This window comes from Halomonas sabkhae (genome assembly GCF_030409265.1).
Taxonomy (GTDB): domain Bacteria; phylum Pseudomonadota; class Gammaproteobacteria; order Pseudomonadales; family Halomonadaceae; genus Halomonas; species Halomonas halmophila.
Genome location: NZ_JAUFPM010000001.1, coordinates 85,757 through 103,991 on the forward strand (window position 1 = coordinate 85,757; position 18,235 = coordinate 103,991).

19 protein-coding genes and 1 tRNA gene are annotated in these 18,235 nt (G+C 65.9%); 5 read left to right on the forward strand and 15 right to left on the reverse strand.

All coding sequences use genetic code 11. From position 1 onward, the window contains the following. Positions 1–33: 33 nt before the first annotated feature. Both phnD and QWY79_RS00325 read right to left on the reverse strand, forming a co-directional pair. Positions 34–1,002, reverse strand: coding sequence for a phosphate/phosphite/phosphonate ABC transporter substrate-binding protein (phnD, locus tag QWY79_RS00320; RefSeq protein ID WP_290268745.1), 969 nt, complete (start codon positions 1,000–1,002; stop codon positions 34–36). A gap of 136 nt (positions 1,003–1,138) precedes the next feature. Beyond that, positions 1,139–2,326: an acetyl-CoA C-acyltransferase gene (locus QWY79_RS00325; RefSeq protein ID WP_290268747.1), complete on the reverse strand. Its 1,188-nt coding sequence runs from the start codon at positions 2,324–2,326 to the stop codon at positions 1,139–1,141. Positions 2,327–2,444: 118 nt separating this feature from the next. Between QWY79_RS00325 and QWY79_RS00330 the strand changes: the two genes are divergently transcribed. The 3 genes from QWY79_RS00330 (at position 2,445) to QWY79_RS00340 (ending at position 5,893) form a co-directional block, all read left to right on the forward strand. After that, complete coding sequence (locus QWY79_RS00330) at positions 2,445–3,023, forward strand: TetR/AcrR family transcriptional regulator (protein WP_290268748.1); 579 nt, start codon at positions 2,445–2,447, stop codon at positions 3,021–3,023. 13 nt (positions 3,024–3,036) lie between these two features. Continuing rightward, complete coding sequence (locus tag QWY79_RS00335) at positions 3,037–3,816, forward strand: SDR family NAD(P)-dependent oxidoreductase (protein WP_290268750.1); 780 nt, start codon at positions 3,037–3,039, stop codon at positions 3,814–3,816. Positions 3,817–4,081: 265 nt separating this feature from the next. After that, positions 4,082–5,893, forward strand: a complete 1,812-nt coding sequence (locus QWY79_RS00340; protein ID WP_290268752.1) for an acyl-CoA dehydrogenase C-terminal domain-containing protein — start codon at positions 4,082–4,084, stop codon at positions 5,891–5,893. A 123-nt stretch (positions 5,894–6,016) separates the two neighbouring features. Here the strand turns inward: QWY79_RS00340 and QWY79_RS00345 are convergent, their stop codons facing one another. The 13 genes from QWY79_RS00345 to bioB form a co-directional block, all read right to left on the reverse strand. Then, on the reverse strand, positions 6,017–7,009 hold the full coding sequence (locus QWY79_RS00345; protein WP_290268753.1) for a hypothetical protein: 993 nt from the start codon (positions 7,007–7,009) through the stop codon (positions 6,017–6,019). A gap of 191 nt (positions 7,010–7,200) precedes the next feature. Beyond that, positions 7,201–7,992, reverse strand: a complete 792-nt coding sequence (locus tag QWY79_RS00350; RefSeq protein WP_290268755.1) for an SDR family NAD(P)-dependent oxidoreductase — start codon at positions 7,990–7,992, stop codon at positions 7,201–7,203. A gap of 88 nt (positions 7,993–8,080) precedes the next feature. Next, positions 8,081–8,458 carry a VOC family protein gene (locus QWY79_RS00355; protein ID WP_141317956.1) on the reverse strand — a complete coding sequence of 126 codons (378 nt, stop codon included), beginning with the start codon at positions 8,456–8,458 and terminating at the stop codon, positions 8,081–8,083. Between the two features lie 36 nt (positions 8,459–8,494). Further along, entirely contained in the window at positions 8,495–9,043 is a 549-nt protein-coding gene (locus QWY79_RS00360; protein WP_290268760.1) for a thioredoxin family protein, read from the reverse strand. 89 nt (positions 9,044–9,132) lie between these two features. Continuing rightward, on the reverse strand, positions 9,133–9,435 hold the full coding sequence (locus tag QWY79_RS00365; RefSeq protein WP_290268762.1) for a winged helix-turn-helix domain-containing protein: 303 nt from the start codon (positions 9,433–9,435) through the stop codon (positions 9,133–9,135). Between the two features lie 33 nt (positions 9,436–9,468). Further along, the gene (gene bioA, locus QWY79_RS00370; RefSeq protein ID WP_290268764.1) at positions 9,469–10,794 is read right to left on the reverse strand and encodes an adenosylmethionine--8-amino-7-oxononanoate transaminase; all 1,326 of its coding nucleotides are present in this window, start codon (positions 10,792–10,794) and stop codon (positions 9,469–9,471) included. Positions 10,795–10,971: 177 nt separating this feature from the next. Next, positions 10,972–11,418 (reverse strand): universal stress protein, encoded by a 447-nt coding sequence (locus QWY79_RS00375; RefSeq protein ID WP_290268766.1) that lies wholly within the window; start codon positions 11,416–11,418, stop codon positions 10,972–10,974. Positions 11,419–11,647: 229 nt separating this feature from the next. Continuing rightward, positions 11,648–11,732 (reverse strand) — tRNA-Leu (locus tag QWY79_RS00380). 45 nt (positions 11,733–11,777) lie between these two features. After that, positions 11,778–12,479 (reverse strand): dethiobiotin synthase, encoded by a 702-nt coding sequence (gene bioD, locus QWY79_RS00385; RefSeq protein ID WP_290268768.1) that lies wholly within the window; start codon positions 12,477–12,479, stop codon positions 11,778–11,780. Position 12,480: 1 nt separating this feature from the next. Then, positions 12,481–13,290, reverse strand: a complete 810-nt coding sequence (locus QWY79_RS00390; RefSeq protein WP_290268770.1) for a malonyl-ACP O-methyltransferase — start codon at positions 13,288–13,290, stop codon at positions 12,481–12,483. Further along, entirely contained in the window at positions 13,287–14,021 is a 735-nt protein-coding gene (locus QWY79_RS00395) for an alpha/beta fold hydrolase (RefSeq protein WP_290268772.1), read from the reverse strand. The genes QWY79_RS00390 and QWY79_RS00395 overlap by 4 nt, the downstream gene beginning before the upstream one ends. After that, positions 14,018–15,175, reverse strand: a complete 1,158-nt coding sequence (gene bioF / locus QWY79_RS00400) for an 8-amino-7-oxononanoate synthase (protein WP_290268774.1) — start codon at positions 15,173–15,175, stop codon at positions 14,018–14,020. The genes QWY79_RS00395 and bioF overlap by 4 nt, the downstream gene beginning before the upstream one ends. A gap of 6 nt (positions 15,176–15,181) precedes the next feature. Continuing rightward, positions 15,182–16,279, reverse strand: coding sequence for a biotin synthase BioB (gene bioB, locus QWY79_RS00405; protein WP_290268776.1), 1,098 nt, complete (start codon positions 16,277–16,279; stop codon positions 15,182–15,184). A 70-nt stretch (positions 16,280–16,349) separates the two neighbouring features. On the opposite strand from bioB, the gene QWY79_RS00410 reads away from it, so the two are divergent. After that, positions 16,350–17,054, forward strand: coding sequence for a ComFC family protein (locus tag QWY79_RS00410; protein ID WP_290268778.1), 705 nt, complete (start codon positions 16,350–16,352; stop codon positions 17,052–17,054). A gap of 76 nt (positions 17,055–17,130) precedes the next feature. Then, positions 17,131–18,108: a serine/threonine protein kinase gene (locus QWY79_RS00415; RefSeq protein ID WP_290268781.1), complete on the forward strand. Its 978-nt coding sequence runs from the start codon at positions 17,131–17,133 to the stop codon at positions 18,106–18,108. Positions 18,109–18,235: the final 127 nt, after the last annotated feature.

Sequence of the window (18,235 nt, forward strand, 5' to 3'; positions counted from 1 at the left end):
CCCGCTGTCGCCCGCGCCTTGCATGGGTAGTCCTCAGTTGCAGTCGTATTCGACGCCGTTGGCTGCATCGATCTGGCGGATCACCGCCCAGTGCTCCTTGAAGGTGATGGGGATGAACTGTTCTTCGCCGTTGCGACCGAATTCTTCTTCAAGCGCGCTGCCTTCCCATTCGAAGGAGTAGAAGGCTTCCTGAATGGCGTCCTGCAGCTCGGGGGCCAGGTTGTGGGCGGTACCATAGCTGGTGGTGGGGAAGGTATCCGATTGATAGATGACCTCGAGCTGGTCGGCGTCGATCACGCCGCGGTCGATCATCCGATCCTTCACGGAGTTGGCCACGGTGGCCACTGCATAGTCCTGGTTGGCCACACCCAGCACGGAGTTGTCGTGCTTGCCGGAGAAGTCCACCTCATAATCCTCGCCGGATACCATGTCGAATTCCGAGGCCAGCAGTGCGGTGGGGGCCTTGTATCCGGAGTTGGAGGTCTCGGAGGTGTGGGTCAGGGTGCGCCCGCGGATGTCCTCGACGGCCTCGATGTCGGAGTCCGGATGGGTAATGATCTCCATCTCGTAGCCGAAGCTGCCGTCCTCGGCGGCCATCATGGTGAAGGGCCGATAACCGGCGCAGGCCACGGCCAGGGGGTTGGAACCCGTATTGAAGCCAGCGACATGCAGGCGCCCGGCGCGCATCGCCTCGATCTGGGCGGAGTTGGACTGCACCGGGAAGAATTGCACCTTCTTGCCGGTCACCTCCTCCAGGTGTTCGAGGAAGCCGTCCCACACCTCGGCATAGACGGCGGGGTCCTCGACCGGCGTATAGGCGAACACCAGGGTGTCCGGGTCGACCCACTGGGATTGGTCGTCGGGAATATCGGCTACCAGGTCACCGTCGTTGTCGGTGAAGCGGTCGCTGAGCTGGAAGTCGGCCTGAGCCTGAGAGACGCCGGCGGAGAGGGCAGTGACAGCGAGGCCGCCGACGATCAGGGAACGAGTCAGGATTTGCACGGAGAATCACCTGTGTCGGGAAATGGGAACACAGGTGCAGTCTGTGCCGGGGAGCATGACATCCTTGTGTCGGGAAAATGTTGATTGGGTGTCACTAGCATGACACCCACCCGTGCAGGTCTCGCCAGGATGTCGGTCAGTCGACAAGCTCCACGGCCACGGCGGTGGCCTCGCCGCCGCCGATGCACAGGCTGGCGATGCCGCGCTTGCCGCCCCGACTGCGCAGGGCATGGATCAGGGTGGCGATGATGCGCGAGCCGGTGGAACCGACGGGGTGGCCCTGGGCACAGGCTCCGCCGTAGATGTTCACCTTGTCGTGGGGCAGCCCCAGGTCGTCCATGGCCATCAGGGTGACCACGGCGAAGGCCTCGTTGATCTCGAACAGGTCGACATCCGCGACGCTCCAGTCGAGCTGCTTCATCAGCTTGTCGATGGCGCCCACCGGGGCAATGGTGAATTCGCTCGGGTGACGCGAGTGGGTGCCGTGGCCCAGCATTCGGGCGATGGGCCGGGCGCCGGCGCGCTGAGCGGCGGCACCGCTGGCCAGGATCAGCGCCGAGGCGCCGTCGGAAATCGAGCTCGAGTTGGCGGCGGTGATGGTGCCGTCCCGGTTGAACGCCGGGCGCAGCTCGCGAATCTTGTCGAGCCGGGCCTGGAAGGGCTGTTCATCGTGTTCGACCCGGGTTTCGCCCTTGCGGTCCTTGATCGTGACCGGGGCCATCTCGGCGTCGAGATGACCGGCATGGGTCGCTTCCATGGCGCGTTCCAGCGAGGCAATGGCGAAATCATCCAGGCGCTCGCGGGTATAGCCGCGCTGCGTGGCGATATCCTGCGCGAAGACGCCCATCAGCTGACCGCTTTCGGCATCCTCCAGCCCATCGAAGAACATATGGTCCTTCAATTCACCATGGCCCAGGCGGTAGCCGGTGCGCGCACGCGGCAGCAGGTGCGGCGCGTTGGACATCGACTCCATGCCGCCGGCCAGCATGATCTCGCCGCTGCCGGCGCGAATCAGGTCATGGGCCAGCATGGCACTCTTCATGCCCGAGCCGCAGAGCTTGTTGATGGTGGTGGCGCCGATGGTGTCCGGAATGCCGGACTGGCGCATGGCCTGACGAGCCGGGCCCTGCTTGACGCCGGCCGGCAGGACGCAGCCCATGAAGCCTTCATCAATGGCGTCGGGCGCGATGCCGGCCCGCTCGATGGCGGCGCGAATGGCGGTAGCCGCCAGTTCGGGGGCCTCCACCGAGGACAGGTTGCCCAGCATTCCGCCCATGGGGGTGCGGGTTGCCGCCAGGAAGACGATATCGTTGGCGTGACTCATGAGCCTTCTCCCGTGAATGGGTGATGTTCCGGGGGGCCGGCTGCGTTGACCCGGTGTGGGGGCTGTGGTCTGCTCAGGGTCAACCAAGCAAGCGCTAGTGTTAATCCTGATGAATGTAATGAATGAGTCACCGCGCCGCAAGGAACTCACCCGCCAGGCCGCTCGGCTTTTCGTTCAGGAAGGCTTCGATCGCACCACGGTGCGCATGCTGGCCGACGAGATGGGGATCAAGTCCGGCAGTCTCTTTCATCACTTCCGCGACAAGCAGGCAATCCTGGCGGCCGTGATCGAAGAGGGCACCCAGAATGCCCTGAACATGGCACACCAGGCCCTGAACGACAGCGGCGACACAGCCTCGGCGCGACTGCATGCCATGGCCAGGGCGCATCTGCAGACACTGCATACCGATCGCAATGCGCATGTCGTGGCACTCTATGAGTGGCGTCGGCTGGACCCGGCGGCGCGTTCGCATCTGAGTCATCTGCGCGATGCCTATGAAGCGCTCTGGGAGAGCGTCATCGATGACGCCCTGGCGGCCGGCCTGATCCATGGTGACCGCTTTCTGGTCTCGCGCTTCGTCATGGGCGCGCTCAACTGGACGGTACGCTGGTATGACCCGGAGGGTGAACGCACACCGGATGAACTGGCCAATGAACTGGTCGCCATGCTGACGCGACTGGATGGCGACAAGCACTGAAGGAGAGGGGACGATGCAACTGCAGGATAATGCCTTTTTGATCACCGGGGCGGCTTCCGGACTGGGGGCCGCCACGGCGGAGCGCATCGTGGCCGGTGGCGGCCGGGTGGTGCTCTGTGACCTGAGTGATGCCGTGGAGGCGCATGCCGCGCAGCTGGGCGAAGCTGCCCGAGCCGTACGTGGTGATGTGACGTCGGCAGCGGATATGCAGGCGGCCGTGGACGCCGCCGTGGCACTGGGACAACAGAATGGCGGTCAGGCCGGACTGGCTGGCGTGATTCACTGCGCCGGGGTGGTCAGTGTGGCCAAGCTGCTGGATCGCGACGGCAATCCGGCGGATCTGGATGCCTATGCGCGTACCATTCAGATCAACCTGGTCGGCACCTTCAACGTCATGCGGCTCGCTGCGGCGGCGATGTCGCACAATCCGCCGGGCGAGGACGGCGAGAGAGGGGTGATCATCAACACGGCCTCGGTGGCTGCCTTCGATGGCCAGGTCGGGCAGTGCGCCTACAGCGCTTCCAAGGCTGGTGTGGCGGGCATGGGTCTGCCGGCGGCGCGTGAGCTCTCGCGGCATGGCGTCCGCGTCATGACGATCGCCCCCGGGGTGTTCGAGACCCCGATGATGAGCGATATCCCCGAGGACGCCGTCGCCGCGTTGTCGGCCTCTATTCCCTTCCCCAAGCGCCTCGGCAAGCCGGATGAATACGCCCGCCTCGCCGAGCAGATCGTCACCAACCCGATGCTCAACGGCGAGGTGATTCGGCTCGACGGCGGGATTCGGATGCAGTGACCCGGCTGAGCCGAGAGCTGTAAGCCGTAAGCCATAAGCTGGAAGAAGGATGATCGGCGCTTCGCGCCTTGAAGAGGGAAGAAACCCCATGACGCCACACACCCTGTCACTAGCCTTGCTTCTTCCTTCTTCCTTCTTCCTTCTTCCTTTTTCCTGTCGAATAAAACAAACCCTTGACTGCCCTGGTTTGCGGGCGTAATTTCAAACAATTGTTTGAAAGCTGTCGGCCAACGTTTTGGCGGCGTTCGCGTTCCAGGAGAGAGAAATGCCCGATTATCAGGCCCCTTTGCGTGATCTGCGTTTCGTCATGGACGAACTGCTTGGCTATCCGGCGCATTATGCGCGGTTGCCGGGTGGTGAAGAGGCGACGCCGGATGTGGTGGCGGCGATCCTCGAGGAAGGCGCGCGTTTTGCGCGGGAGGAGCTGTTGCCGTTGAACCAGAGTGGCGACCGCGAGGGATGTCTGCTGGAAGGCGGTGAGGTCAAGACGCCGAAAGGCTTCAAGCAGGCCTATCAGCGCTACGTCGAGGGTGGCTGGCCGGGGCTGGCCGCGGATCCGGAGCAGGGTGGGCAGGGGTTGCCGCCGTCACTGGCCATGGTGCTCTCGGAGATGATCTGTGCCACCAACCTGGCCTGGGGCATGTATCCCGGCTTGTCCCACGGGGCCGCGGATGCGTTGCGTCACCACGGCAGCGCGGCGCAGAAACAGACCTACCTGAACAAGCTCGTCGAGGGCGTCTGGACCGGCACCATGTGCCTGACCGAGTCGCATTGCGGCACCGATCTGGGCCTGATCAAGACGCGCGCGGTGCCCGACGCTGACGAAGGCTACACCATCAGCGGCACCAAGATCTTCATTTCCGCCGGCGAGCATGATCTGGCCGAGAACATCGTGCACCTGGTGCTGGCCAGGTTGCCGGACGCACCGGCCGGTTCCAGGGGCATCTCGCTGTTCGTGGTGCCCAAGTACCTGCCCGATGCCGATGGCCATCCCGGCGAGCGTAACGCCGTGAGTTGTGGCTCGCTCGAGCACAAGATGGGCATTCACGGCAATGCCACCTGCGTGATGAACTTCGATGGCGCGCGCGGCTATCTGGTCGGCAAGCCCCACAAGGGCCTGGCCTGCATGTTCACCATGATGAATGCCGCACGCATCGGAGTGGGGATTCAGGGGCTCGGGCTCGCCGAAGCCAGCTTCCAGAATGCGTTGGGCTATGCCCGGGACCGCCTGCAGATGCGCGGCTTATCCGGCACCCAGGCCGAGGACAAGCCGGCCGATCCGATCATCGTGCACCCGGATGTGCGTCGCATGCTGCTGACCCAGAAGGCCTTCGCCGAAGGCGGTCGCATGCTGGTGCTGTATACGGCGCAGCTGGTCGATGTGGTGGAGCGCAGCCAGGATGCCGATCAGTGCGAGCATGCCGAGACCCTGCTCGGCCTGCTGACCCCCATCGTCAAGGCGTTTCTCACCGAGGTGGGCTTCGAGGCGACCAATGAAGGCGTGCAGATATTTGGCGGCCACGGCTTCATCCAGGAATGGGGCATGGAGCAACTTGTGCGGGATGCGCGCATCACGCGCCTCTACGAGGGCACCACCGGGATCCAGGCGCTCGACCTGTTGGGCCGCAAGGTGCTGATGAGTCAGGGTGAGAGTCTGAAGGTCTTCACCCGGGAGATTCACAAGTTCTGCCAGGCCGAAGAAGCCAACCCTGACATGGCCGAGTTCGTGCGGCCATTGGCCAGGCTCAATGCCGAGTGGGGCGAGCTGACCACGGCTGTGGGCATGAGGGCCATGAGTGATCGTGAGGAGGTCGGGGCGGCGAGTGTCGATTACCTGATGTATGCCGGCTATGTGACCCTGGCCTATCTGTTCGCCAGGGCAGTCAAACAGGCTCGCCTGGCACTGGACGATAGCCTGGAGGATGCCACCTTCTACCGCGCCAAGATCAATACCGCACGCTTCTTCTATGAGCGACTGCTGCCGCGCACCCGTACCCATGCGCAGATGATCCAGGCCGGCGGCGAGTCGCTGATGGCCATGTCGGCCGAGGATTTCGGCCGTGGCTTCGAGATCTGACGGCGGCGTCTCAAGACTCTCTCTGGTCAGGCGTTCTGATCGGTGTTGCGGCGGGCTCTGCCCGCCGCTTTTTTGTGCGGTCCGCCCGGTAGCGGGCCTGTCAGCGAATAGCTGACGGCAGCCCTAGAAGACGGCGCGGTCGAAGTGCCGCCGGAAATACATCTCCAGGCTCAGGTTCATTTGCCAGCGCGGGTCGTGGTCGTATTCGTGGGGAAAGTGCACGGAGGGGGCCACGTCGAGAAAGAGGATGCCCTTATGCACGTCGCGTCGATAGCGTGTCTGCAGGTAGGCATTCTCCATGCGGGGGTGAGAGCCGCTGGCACCGATGACCGCCAGGGTATGGCGAAGGGCACTGCGCTTGTTCAGGCGTTGGTTGAGTTCGACGGTCTCGCTGTATTCCAGGTTGTCGACCTCTTCGCGCCACTGCACATTGGTGATGAAGCGCAGGTGACGGTTGTCGTCCAGCGGCCTGCCCAGGTCCCAGCGGGTGCGGGCGGAGTAGCCCTCCTGGTTGAACCACGAAAGCCGGTTGTCGCTTTCCAGTCGCCAGGGGCCGTCGTTCAGCGTCCACAGACGCTGGGTGGCTACCCGCGCATAAGGGTCCAGCGGCAGGCGTACCCGGATACCGGCACCGGCCTCGGTCTTCCAGCGCTTGGTCTTGTCGCGGTCGCCCAGGCGGTTGAGTCCGATCCTCAGACTTTCCAGGCCATCGGGCCGGTCACTCGGCAGCTCGGTGTCCTGCTCACCCAGGGTGCCGCGGGTTTCCTCCGGCTCGCTCTCGATGATCAGGCGCAGGCGCTTCTCGCTGGTGGGTAGGTCCAGCCGGAAGCGGGCGCCCCAGTCGTCATCGAACTCCTGTCCCTGACGCCATTCGCCTCCGGTGCTGATGCGCAGGTAGGAATCGGTATCCACGGTGAAGGCATCGGTGGTGCCGAAGAAGCTGTCGATGCGTCGCGAGGTGGTTTCGACCCAGTTCGACACGTCTTCATGAAAGGGGGTGAGCTGCTCATCGGCCCAGGTCGGCAAGTCGCTGTCCGGCTGATCAGCGGTGTCGTCCTCACCATGGGCCGTGTAGCAGGCGCTGATCAGCAGAATCGTCATGAGGGTCTTGCGCATCGAGAGGAAATCCTTGTCCGTCATCCTGGTTGGGGCCCCAGTTTACCCGGACAGGCGCACGAGTACCTCTCTGATGTTCAACTCTGCGTCGACATGATGCACAGACCCACGGCCGAGTCCTGAGCATGACACACTGCTGGTCTGGGGAGCCGGGCCGGACGAAACAACCGCTGCTGCGTCCGCCCGGCCGATCAGGCGATGCTGTCGACCACGCCGCCGTCGACGCGCAGCGCGGCGCCGCTGGTCGCGGAGGCCTGCTGCGAGGCGGTGTAGACGACCATGTTGGCGACTTCCTCGACGCTGGCAGCGCGCTGAATGATCGAGCTTGGACGTTCGGCCATGACGAACTCCCGGGCGACGTCCTCGATGGACTGGCCTTCCTGCTGCTGGTCGGACAGCATGTCCTGGACGCCCTCGGACAGAGTGGGCCCCGGCAGGACGGCATTGACCGTGACGCCGGTGCCGGCCAGCCGCTTGGCCAGCCCGCGCGAGAGCGATAGATAGGCTGTCTTGGTCAAACCATAGTGAATCATGTCGGCGGGGATGTTCAGTGCGGACTCCGAGGAGATAAAGATGATGCGCCCCCATCCCTGTTCGACCATGCCACCGGAGTAGGCACGGGACAGACGGACGCCGGACATGACGTTGACGTCGAAGAAGCGCTGCCATTCCTCATCCGGCGTCTCGTAGAAGTCCTGCGGGCCGAAGACCCCCACGTTATTGACCAGGATATCGGCACGCGGCTCGGCGGCCAGCATGTTATCGCAGCCTTCGGCGGTGCCCAGGTCGGCGGCCACGCCGCGCACATCGGCATCGGCGACCTGCTCCCTGAGCTGGCTGATGGAATGATCCACGGCCTCCTGCTGGCGGCCGTTGATCACGACGCTGGCTCCGCTGTCTGCCAGGCCCTTGGCGATGGCAAAGCCGATGCCCCCGGTGGAGCCGGTAACGATGGCGGTCTTGCCGGTCAGATCGATGTGCATGACAACCTCCTGATGCAGTCAGATATGATATATAGCTGCCTAATAATGTGCCTGCCATCAGGGGCGCGTCAACACAGGATGGAACCTGTCAGCCCGCCTGATCGTCGACCTGAAAGAGTCCGAAGGTGTTGCCCTCGGTATCCAGGAAGTAGCCTTGCCAGCAGATGCCGGGGACGGCGAAGACGGGCAGGGCGACCCGGCCGCCGAGGGCGGCCACCCGGTCGGCGCTGGCCTGGATATCGGTGACCTCGAAGGAACAGGTGAAGGCGTTGGTGCCACATGCCTCGGGCGGTGTGGCGGCCGGACGCTGCATCAAGCCGCCCAGCATGCCACCGGTATCGATGCGCCAGTAGTCGATCGGCAAGCCCGGGACGTGATGGAAGGACCAGCCGAAGAGGTCGCCATAGAAGTGTCGGGCGCGTTCCGGCGAGTCGGCCTGGATCTCGAAGTAGAGGTGAGTGTTCATGCGGCCTCCGTTATGTCTGGATACGGGCAGGGTGGCTCATTTCCATTTGATGTTGCAGCCCATCGAGGGTTTCTGTGTGCTGTCGGGCGTCCGGCCGGCCAGCACCGCGTCGGCGGCCTGGCGCAGATCCTGTCCGCTGACCGGTCGCGCCTGGCTGGGGCGGCTGTCGTCGAACTGGCCGCGGTAAGCGAGCCGGTGCCGGCGATCGAACAGGAAGAAATCCGGCGTGCAGGCCGCATCGAAGGCCCGTGCCACGTCCTGGTTCTCGTCGACCAGATAGGGGAAGGTATAGCCGCGTTGCCGGCTTTCTTCCTGCATGCGCTCGGGGTGGTCGTCCGGGTGGGCCTGAAAGTCATTGCTGTTGATGCCGACCACGGCCAGGCCCCGTGCCTGATACTCGCGGGCGAAGTCGGCGAGCGCATCGGCCAGATGTTTGACGAAGGGGCAGTGATTGCACATGAAGATGACCAGCAGCGGCTGGTCGGGGTAGTCCTCGCTGCTCACCATGTGGCCTTCGGGGTCGGGCAGCTGGAAGGCGGGCAGCGGGCTTTCCAGTTCGATCATTCGGGAAGGCGTCAGGGACATGAAAGGCTCCTTGGTGTTGCGGCTCTACCTTGAGCATATCAGCCCGAGCGGAGCCTGACAGTTACCGCCCCGGCGTGCTGGGCAACGCGCTAGGTTGAGGGATACCCCAGGGCAAGGCGCAGCCGCTCGGCATGACGCTCGAGCCAGTCGGGGTCGATGGGCCCCCAGTCGCGAATCACGTAGCGGCCGATGTTATGGCGCTCACCGGGTGTCGGCTCGAATTGGCAGTGGATATCCAGCTCGGCCAGGGCCGAGAGCGTATCCTGGGCGGTGCGCCGCGGCATGCCCGTGGCGGTGACGATGGCCGGTACGCTGTCGGTACCGGCGGCGACCAGATGGGCGACGTAGAGGCGGCGATAGAAGCTCGACTGGGTCTTGCTGAGTGACGTCATGGCTTGGGCACGTTCGGGAAATGTTCTGCCATGTTAGCGAAACCAGCCCTTCATCGCCTCGGTGATCTGACGCATGTCCTCGGGGGAGGTGATATAGGCGGGCATGGTGTACAGCCAGCGGCCGAAGGAACGCAGCCAGACGCCCTGGGTGCGGGCGAAATCCGCCGCGCCCTCGAGCGAGTCGGCGTCGTGGACCTCGATGGCGGCGGTGGCACCCAGCACGCGGACATCGGCCACGGCCGGGTGGGCATGAAGGTTGTCGTCTTCGACCAGCTCCTCGCACAGCACGCGGTTCAGGTTGGCAATCCGCCCCAGATAGTCGTCTTCCTCGAACACTGCCAGGCTTTCCAGCGCCACGCGACAGGCCAGCGGGTTGCCCATGAAGGTCGGGCCGTGCATGAAGGCATGCAACTCGCTGTCGCCGATGAAGGTGTCGTGCACGCGGTCGCTGGCCAGGGTGGCGGCATGACCCAGGTAGCCGCCGGTCAGGCCCTTGGAGAGCACCATGATGTCCGGCGTGATCTCGGCATGCTCGGCGGCGAACATGCGCCCCGTGCGACCGAAGCCGGTGGCCACCTCGTCGAGGATCAACAGCACATCGAATTCCTCGCACAGCTCGCGGGCCCCGCGCAGGTAGGCGGGAGAGGTCATGTTGAGACCGCCGGCAGCCTGCAGCAAGGGTTCCATCAGCAGGGCGGCGATCTCGTGATGATGGGCTTCCAGCACGTCGCGCAGGGCGTCCAGGTCGGCCTGCACGCTGGTCGCATCGGCATCGAAGGACGCTGTCGGCGCCGGGGCGAAGTAGTGCTGTGGCAGGAAGCCGGCGAACAGCGAGTGCATGCCTTCTTCCGGATCACAGACCGCCATGCAGCCCGCGGTATCGCCGTGATAGGCCTTCATCAGCGACAGCATGCGATGCTTTTCGGGTTGGCCGCGCAGGTACTGGTACTGCACGGCCATCTTCATGGCGACTTCCATGCCCACCGAGCCGCTGTCCGAATAGAACACATGGTTGAGGCCGTCCGGAGTGATACGCACCAGCTCGCGGGCCAGCCGATCGGCGGGCTCATGGGTCAGGCCGCCGAGCATCACGTGGCAGAGTTCCTCGGCCTGCTGCTGGATGGCACGCACCAGTCGGGGATGGCGATAGCCATGAATCATGCACCACCAGGAGCAGGTGGCATCCAGCAACGACTCGCCGCTGTCCAGGGTGAAGCGCGGGCCTTCGCCGCCGACCACCCTGGGGGCAGGAGCCTGGGTCTTGAGATGGGCATAGGGATGCCAGACGGGCGAGGCCTGATGTTGCTCGGCGGAGCAAGACGACAGCGGTGTATCGGCGTTTTGCGGGACAGGAGGCATGGCGGCTCCGGGCAGGGGAGTTGATGGCCCGGTACTGTACAGGTTAACCAGTAATGTTTTAAAGGTTTACAGCGGCAGTATGCGGCTATCGGCCTGGCTTGGCTTTGTGCCCTGTCTCCCCCCATGCATTGCATGAGGGGCTGTAGCTGGTAAGCGAGAGGTTCATGCCCCAAGGGCTCAGTGGACCGTGATGACTCGACATTCGGCATCATGACTGACGCTATGCGATGTACTGCCGATCATCATGCCCTTGAAGTCGCTGAGGCCACGGCTACCCAGCACGATGGCATCCACGTTCATGTTCTTGGCTGCTGCAACAATGGCCTGCCGCGGCTCGCCATGTTCGAGCTTGCTGTCGATCGTGTCGTCCTGCAGGCCCATGGCCTTGGCCTCTACCACGGCTTTTTCGAGTAACTCCTTGCCTGCCTTTTCCCGTTCCTCGAGTGACGCCTCGGATGGCACTGCTCCCAGCCCCCAGACCAGCAGGGGTTCATGGTCGCGAGGCTCTGGAACATGCAGCAGTGTGATGGTTCCGCCCTGCGAGGCGACGAGCTGGCTGGCGACCTGCAGGGCGACCTTGGAGTGTTCCGAACCATCGACCGGGACCAGGATGTGCTTGAACATGGTGGCTCTCCTTTCATGTTTGTACACATTCAGTCTAGGAGAAAAACCGACGCCAAGTAGCGTGGTGTATTGCCGCGCGGTGACTTGTCGCAGTCGTCATGACGGGGAAGGTTCTTCGGGGAGGACGCCGAGGGAGACTGGCCAGGGTGCATTGCGCCGGGCAGTGCCAGTGACCACCAGGAGGCCGGCGTTGCCGGAAGTGAGCGACGAGGAAACGGGAAAGCATGGATGGTGCGGATGGGGAGACTTGAACTCCCACGCCCGAAGGCACCAGAACCTAAATCTGGCGTGTCTACCAATTCCACCACATCCGCACGAATCTGGCAGGCGTCAGTATTCTACTGATTGGTGGTGCCAAGTCAATCGGCGCCCGCAAGGGAAAGGTGTTGCGCGGCGGCGGTGGCGCGCTGTCCGGGGCTCCCTGCGTCGAGTCGCGGTACCAGCCCGAGGCAGGGGGCCTGGAGCGTCTGGCCCAGGGTGTCCAGGTTGGCCTGATAGTTGTTTTCATCTGCGGCGAAGTCGGGGTCGATGAGATTGCCGGTCCAGCCGACCAGTTGCAGGCCGTCGGCACGAATCGCCTCGGCGCTGAGGCGGGCATGATTGAGACAGCCGAGCTTGAGGCCGACCACCAGGATCACCGGCAGGCGCAGGCGTACGGCCAGCCCGGCGAGGTCTTCATGCTCGTTGAGGGGCACGCGCCAGCCGCCGGCGCCTTCGATCAGCGTCAGGTCGCGTTGCCGGGCCAGCGGCTCGGTGGTGGCCGCGACCAGGTCATTCAGTGTCGGTACCCGGCCGGCACGCCGGGCGGCGAGATGCGGGGCGATGGCCGGTTCATAGGCGTAGGGGTTGATGGTTTCGTACGGGACCTCGGGCGTGCTCTGCTCGCCCAGGGTCAGAGCGTCGATATTGCGCAGCCCTGCCGGGGTCCTGTCGCAACCCGAGGCGACCGGCTTGAGCCCCAGGGTGCTCATGCCGCGCTGGCGAGCCAGGGCCAGCAGGCCGCTGGCCACCAGGGTCTTGCCGGCGTCGGTGTCGGTACCGGTGACGAAGTAGGCTCCCATGTCAGCGCTCCAGGATCAGGGTCAGCAGGTGATAGGTGACAGGCAGGCCGGCTGGCTCGCGCAGCGTCTCGTAGCGACGTCGTGCGCGGGCGAGGTCGGTCCGTGTCAGTCGTTTCCCCGGCCGCGCCACCTGGGCACCGACACCCTTGATGGAGGCCATCACGGCGTTCAGGTCCGGGTAGTGGAAACGCTCCTCGCGTTGTTCCAGGTCGACATGGAGGAAGCCGGCGCATCGGGCGGCAATCTGGTGGCGGGCGGCATCGCGGAAATTCAGCAGGGCGGCGGGACGCCCGGGTTGTGACCAGGCCTGGTTCACTTCGCGCAGGGTGCCGGGTGCCAGGGTATTGAGCAGGGCGCGTCCGCCGGGCTTCAGCACTCGGTGGATCTCGGCCAGGACGCGGTCGAGGTCCGGGCACCACTGGATTGCCAGGTTGGAGATGACCAGGTCCAGGCTGGCGTCGGCCTGGGGCAGCATGCCGGCGTCGCCGCAGATCCAGCGGATCGGCTGCGGATGGCGTCGGCGCGCTTCGTCGAGCATGCCCGGTGCCAGGTCGAGGCCCTCGACACGGCAGTGGTCGTCGTAATGACGGGCCAGTCGGGCGGTCAGCTCGCCGGGGCCACAGCCCAGGTCCAGCAGGCACTCGGCCGTGTCGGGGAGGTGTGCCAGCAGGCGCTCGCTCATCATCTGTTGGGCGCTGGCGCGGCTGGCGTAGTGGGGGGCGGCACGCGAAAAGGCCTGGGCGACGCGGGCGCGCCAGTCGGCGGCATCGGCCTGAGTGGTGGGCTCGGTGGCCAGCGCGGCAATGGTCATGATGTCGGCTCCGGGTGTTCGCGGTCAGACCGGTGCGTGTCGGCGATGGCTGCCAGCGATGTCGCCAGATGCTGTGGGCCACTGAGCATCGGGCAGTGTCCGGCGTCGGCGATCTGCTGGTCGGCGCTGGCCCGGACCTCGCCGGCGAGCAAGGGGTCCCGGGCGCCCGCGATGCGGTGCACCGGACAGGAGGCGGTGTCCAGCCGGTGCCGGTTGTCGAGCCGGGCGAGCTGGTCGAGACCGGCGTCGAGGGTTTCGGTGGAGGCCGGGGCAGCGGTGCCGAGCAGCTGACGCAGATCGCGGCGCGCGCGGCGGGGATCGGGTTCGCCGCCCAGCTGCCAACGCAGGAAGTGTTCCCGGGCGGCATCCGGGGAGCGCTCGAAGGCATGTCGGAAATCGGCCAGGGCTTGTGCGCTGACCCCTTCCGGTTGAACGAAGCGCTCGCCGATGCCGAGCAGTACCAGGGCGCGCGGGTTTGGTAGGTAGTCGAGCAGGGCGCCGGCCAGCAGGCCGCCGAGCGACCAGCCCACCCAGACGGCGTCGGCGGGCAGGTCGGCTGCCATGGCAGTGGCCAGCTCGCCCAGCGAGGCAGGGTCGGCGAGTGGCGGGCGACCGGCATAGCCGGGCCAGTCCGGCGTTGTGACCTCGAGTTCGGCGGGCCAGCAGGGGGCGAGCGGCTGCCAGATGCGGGCGTCGCAGCCCCAGCCGCTGAGCAGTACCAGGCTTGTCATGCGGCCTCCTCGCGGCGACAGCCGTCCAGTGCCTCGAGCAGGGCATCGAGCGCCGAGGCATCATGGGCGGCGCTCAGGGTGATGCGCAGGCGAGCCTGGTCGCGTGCCACGGTGGGCGCGCGGATGGCGCCGACACGCAGCCCGGCCTGCGCCAGGCGCTCGGCCCAGCGCAGCACGCGGCTGCTGTCACCCAGTACCACGGGCTGGATGGGCGTGCTCGAGTCGCTCAGCGGCAGGCCGAGGCGTGCGGCCTCGTGGCGAAAGCGGGCGATATTGGCATGCAGCCGTCGGCGTCGTTCGGGCTCGGCCTCGAGGATGTCCAGGGCCGCCAGGGTGGCCGCCGCCACGCCGGGCGGCTGGGCCGTGGTGTAGATGTAGGGGCGGGCGAACTGGATCAGGTGGTCGATCACGGCGGCATCGCCCGCCACGAAGGCGCCGGCGCTGCCCAGGGCCTTGCCCAGGGTGCCCACCAGGATCGGCACCTGGTGGTGGTCATGGGCGCGGCCCACGCAGCCGTCGCCAGCGTCGCCGAGCACGCCGAGACCATGGGCGTCGTCGACCATCAGCCAGGCGCCCTGGCGCTGGCAGGTACTCGCCAGGCCGGCGATATCGGCCGTATCGCCATCCATGCTGAAAACGCCATCGCTGACCACCAGCGCCGGCGCCTCCCGGGGAGCACGTTCGAGCAGGCGCTCCAGATCCGCGACATCACGATGGTGAAAGCGTCGCGAGGGCGCCTCGGCCAGCCGCGCGCCATCGAGCAGCGAGGCATGGTTCAAGCGGTCCTGAAAGACGCGAGTGTGACGGTCGCACAATGCCTGCAGCACACCCAGATTGGCCATGTAGCCGGTGGAGAACAGCAGGGCGCGAGGTCGGCCGGTCAGCTCGGCCAGACGCTCTTCGAGTCGCTGGTGAACGTCCAGGTGCCCGGAGACCAGATGCGAGGCCCTGGCGCCCGCGCCGAGGCGTTTCGCGCCGGCGGCCTGGGCCTCGGCGAGGTGCGGGTCGGCGGCCAGGCCGAGATAGTCGTTGCCGGCGAAATCGGTCAGCGTGGCCGACGGGCCGAGGCTGGCCCGCTGGCGCCAGCCGTCTGCGGCTCGCCGTTGTGCGGCGGCTTGCGACAGCCGCTCGTCCCAGAGGTGTGCTCGCGACATCCGGGGTCAGGCCTGGGCGGCGTCGTAGAAGAGGGCGTCATCCCGCTGGCGCTGAATGGCATGTGTCAGGGCGGTCTCGGTATCGGCCTCGTCGGCATGGGTGTCGCGTTGCTCGGGGTGCAGGCCGAGCTTGTCGAACAAGGCGCGGTCACGCTCGATCTGCGGATTGCCGGTGGTCAGCAGGGTGTCGCCGTAGAAGATCGAATTGGCGCCGGCGAGAAAGGCCATGGCCTGGGTCGACTCGTCCATCTGCTCGCGGCCGGCCGACAGGCGCACATGGCTCTGCGGCATCAGGATACGGGCCACGGCGATGGCGCGGATGAACTCCAGCGGGTCCAGGTCCTCGACGTTTTCCATGGGGGTGCCGGGCACCTTGACCAGCATGTTGATGGGTACCGATTCCGGATGCGGCTCCAGGCGCACCAGCTGCTGGAGCAGGGCGGCGCGGTCGCGGGGCGCTTCGCCCATACCCAGGATGCCGCCCGAGCAGACCTTCATGCCGGCCTCGCGGACATTGGCGAGGGTATCCAGGCGATCGGCATAGGAGCGGGTGGTGATGACCTCGCCATAGTATTCCGGCGAGGTGTCGAGATTGTGGTTGTAGTAGTCCAGTCCGGCCTCGGCCAGTCGGCTGGCCTGGTCGCTGTCGACCATGCCGAGGGTCATGCAGGTCTCGAGCCCCAGAGCCTTGACCCGGCCGACCATCTCCATGACCACCCGCAGGTCGCGCTCCCGCGGGCTGCGCCACGCCGCGCCCATGCAGAAACGGCTCGCGCCGGCCTCCTTGGCCGCCCGGGCCTGCTCCACCACCTTGTCGATTTCCAGCAGCTTTTCCTTGCCCAGGCCGGTGTTGTAGTGGCCCGACTGAGGGCAGTACTTGCAGTCTTCCGGGCAGGCACCGGTCTTGATCGACAACAGGGTCGAGACCTGGACGGCATTGGGGTCGAAATGCGCGCGGTGTACCTGCTGAGCGCGGAACATCAGGTCGTTGAAGGGCAGCTCGAACAGCGCCTCGATCTCCTCCAGGCGCCAGTCATGGCGTACTTCGGGTCGGGCGTCTAGCTTCAGATCAAGCGCCGCGCTGGCGTGGCTATTGGCAGGCATGGAGGGCTCGCTTTTGGTCAACTTTGCTGGGTTGTCACGGTTGACGAACAGGGTAAGCGGTCGGCCGTTCATGTCAACCGTTCATGATTCCAGGGTTGACGAATGGCTGCGTCAGGCACTGCCGGGGCGCTGTGCCTTCTGCCTGGCGGCCACTCACGGCACGCTGCCCTGGTGTCAGGCCTGCCACCTGGAGCTGCCCTGGAACCTGCCGGCCTGTCCGCTGTGTGCCGAGCCCCAGGCCGGGCAGGGCCGCGGCCGTCCCTGCGGGCACTGCCTGCGTCGCCAGCCGGCCTTTGCGGCGGCCCGGGTGCCGTTGCGGTACCTGGACGAGCTGGCGGATCTGGTCCGGCGTTTCAAGTTCCAGGCCTCGCCACGCGCCGGTAGCGTCCTGCTCGGGTTGCTCGTCGAGGCCCTGGAGACGGCGCCCAGGCCCGACGGGCTGGTGGCCGTGCCTCTGCATCGCCGGCGGACGCGGCAGCGTGGCTTCGATCAGGCGCAATGGCTGGCCCGCCGCCTGGCGGTGCGGCTGGAGATCCCGCTCTACACGGCCCGGCGGCTGCGCGATACGCCCAGCCAGCGCGGGCTGGACCGCCAGCATCGGCGTCGCAACCTGCGTGCCGCCTTCGGCGTCGAGGCAGACTTGCCGGAGCGCGTGGCGCTGCTGGATGACGTCATGACCACCGGCGCCACCTTCGATGCCCTGGCACGCGCCTGTCAGCAGGCCGGGGCGCAGCGGGTCGAGGCCTGGGCGGTGGCCCGCACGCCACTACCCTGAGCGAGCCTCGCGACTTCAGCGCGGCTTGCGGGGCTCTGTTAGCATGCAGGTTCGTCGAATGAACCTGGAGCGCCGCATGCAAGACTCGCTGCATCCCTTTGCCCGTCTCGAACCCTCGCGCGTGGTGGCGGCAGTCGAGTCGCTGGGCTTCTGGCTGCCCGGTGAGCCGTTCGCCCTGAACAGCTACGAGAATCGTGTCTACATGCTTCACGATGACGAGCGTCGTCGCTGGATCGCCAAGTTCTATCGCCCCGGCCGCTGGAGCAACGAACAGATTCAGGAAGAACACGATTTTCTCGCTGAGCTGGCGGCGGCCGAGGTATCGGTGGCGGCGCCCTGGCGGAATGCGCAGGGCGTCAGCCTGCATCAGGCCGAGGGCTTTCGCTTTGCGCTCTATCCGCAGCTGTCGGGGCAGGCGCCGGAACTCGACAATCCGGCCCATCTCTTTGCCCTGGGCGAGGTTATCGGCGCCATGCATGCAGTGGGCGAGCAGGGGCGCTTCGTCGAACGGCGGCGGCTGGACCTCGACGAGATGCTGGCCGAGGCCTGCGAGGCCGTGCTGGCCAGTCCCTGGCTCGAGCGTCGCCAGCGCCAGGCCTATACGCGTGTGACCGATGATCTGCGGCGGGCACTGGCCGATCGCGGCTGGTCGCCCGAGGCCAGCATCCGCGTGCATGGCGACTGCCATCTGGGCAATATCCTGGGGCGCGACGAGGCGTTCGGCCTGGTGGACTTCGATGATTGCCTGACGGCGCCGGCGGTGCAGGACATCTGGATGCTGCTCAGCGGCCAGGAAGAGGATGAATGGCAGATGCAGCTGTCCGAGGTCATCGAGGGCTATGAACAGCATCGCGAATTCGACCGCGGTGAGCTGGCGCTGATCGAGCCGTTGCGGGCCTTGCGGCTGATTCGGCACAGCGCCTGGCTGGTGGCCCGCTGGGCGGACCCGGCCTTTCCGATGGCCTTTCCCTGGCTGGCCGAGTCACGTTACTGGGATGAGCATATTCGTCAGCTCGAGCAGCAGCGCCGCTGGCTGGAAACGGCCAGCGGGTGACACACGACCGGCGTCACAGGCCCCGGAGCGGCATCTTCTTGCGTGATATCGCGCCCCGGGACTGCGTTGGCGCACGGCATGCGCTAGAATCATGCGCCTTGCCCCGGGAAACATGACGCCGGGGTGA

Excerpts from the sequence above, each read along its gene's own strand:
- QWY79_RS00325 (WP_290268747.1), bottom strand. The coding sequence starts at position 2,326 with ATGAGTCACGCCAACGATATCGTCTTCCTGGCGGCAACCCGCACCCCC.
- QWY79_RS00330 (WP_290268748.1), top strand. The coding sequence starts at position 2,445 with ATGAATGAGTCACCGCGCCGCAAGGAACTCACCCGCCAGGCCGCTCGG.
- QWY79_RS00335 (WP_290268750.1), top strand. The coding sequence starts at position 3,037 with ATGCAACTGCAGGATAATGCCTTTTTGATCACCGGGGCGGCTTCCGGA.
- QWY79_RS00340 (WP_290268752.1), top strand. The coding sequence starts at position 4,082 with ATGCCCGATTATCAGGCCCCTTTGCGTGATCTGCGTTTCGTCATGGAC.
- QWY79_RS00345 (WP_290268753.1), bottom strand. The coding sequence starts at position 7,009 with ATGCGCAAGACCCTCATGACGATTCTGCTGATCAGCGCCTGCTACACG.
- QWY79_RS00350 (WP_290268755.1), bottom strand. The coding sequence starts at position 7,992 with ATGCACATCGATCTGACCGGCAAGACCGCCATCGTTACCGGCTCCACC.
- QWY79_RS00355 (WP_141317956.1), bottom strand. The coding sequence starts at position 8,458 with ATGAACACTCACCTCTACTTCGAGATCCAGGCCGACTCGCCGGAACGC.
- QWY79_RS00360 (WP_290268760.1), bottom strand. The coding sequence starts at position 9,043 with ATGTCCCTGACGCCTTCCCGAATGATCGAACTGGAAAGCCCGCTGCCC.
- QWY79_RS00365 (WP_290268762.1), bottom strand. The coding sequence starts at position 9,435 with ATGACGTCACTCAGCAAGACCCAGTCGAGCTTCTATCGCCGCCTCTAC.
- bioA (WP_290268764.1), bottom strand. The coding sequence starts at position 10,794 with ATGCCTCCTGTCCCGCAAAACGCCGATACACCGCTGTCGTCTTGCTCC.
- QWY79_RS00375 (WP_290268766.1), bottom strand. The coding sequence starts at position 11,418 with ATGTTCAAGCACATCCTGGTCCCGGTCGATGGTTCGGAACACTCCAAG.
- bioD (WP_290268768.1), bottom strand. The coding sequence starts at position 12,479 with ATGGGAGCCTACTTCGTCACCGGTACCGACACCGACGCCGGCAAGACC.
- QWY79_RS00390 (WP_290268770.1), bottom strand. The coding sequence starts at position 13,290 with ATGACCATTGCCGCGCTGGCCACCGAGCCCACCACTCAGGCCGATGCC.
- QWY79_RS00395 (WP_290268772.1), bottom strand. The coding sequence starts at position 14,021 with ATGACAAGCCTGGTACTGCTCAGCGGCTGGGGCTGCGACGCCCGCATC.
- bioF (WP_290268774.1), bottom strand. The coding sequence starts at position 15,175 with ATGTCGCGAGCACACCTCTGGGACGAGCGGCTGTCGCAAGCCGCCGCA.
- bioB (WP_290268776.1), bottom strand. The coding sequence starts at position 16,279 with ATGCCTGCCAATAGCCACGCCAGCGCGGCGCTTGATCTGAAGCTAGAC.
- QWY79_RS00410 (WP_290268778.1), top strand. The coding sequence starts at position 16,350 with ATGTCAACCGTTCATGATTCCAGGGTTGACGAATGGCTGCGTCAGGCA.
- QWY79_RS00415 (WP_290268781.1), top strand. The coding sequence starts at position 17,131 with ATGCAAGACTCGCTGCATCCCTTTGCCCGTCTCGAACCCTCGCGCGTG.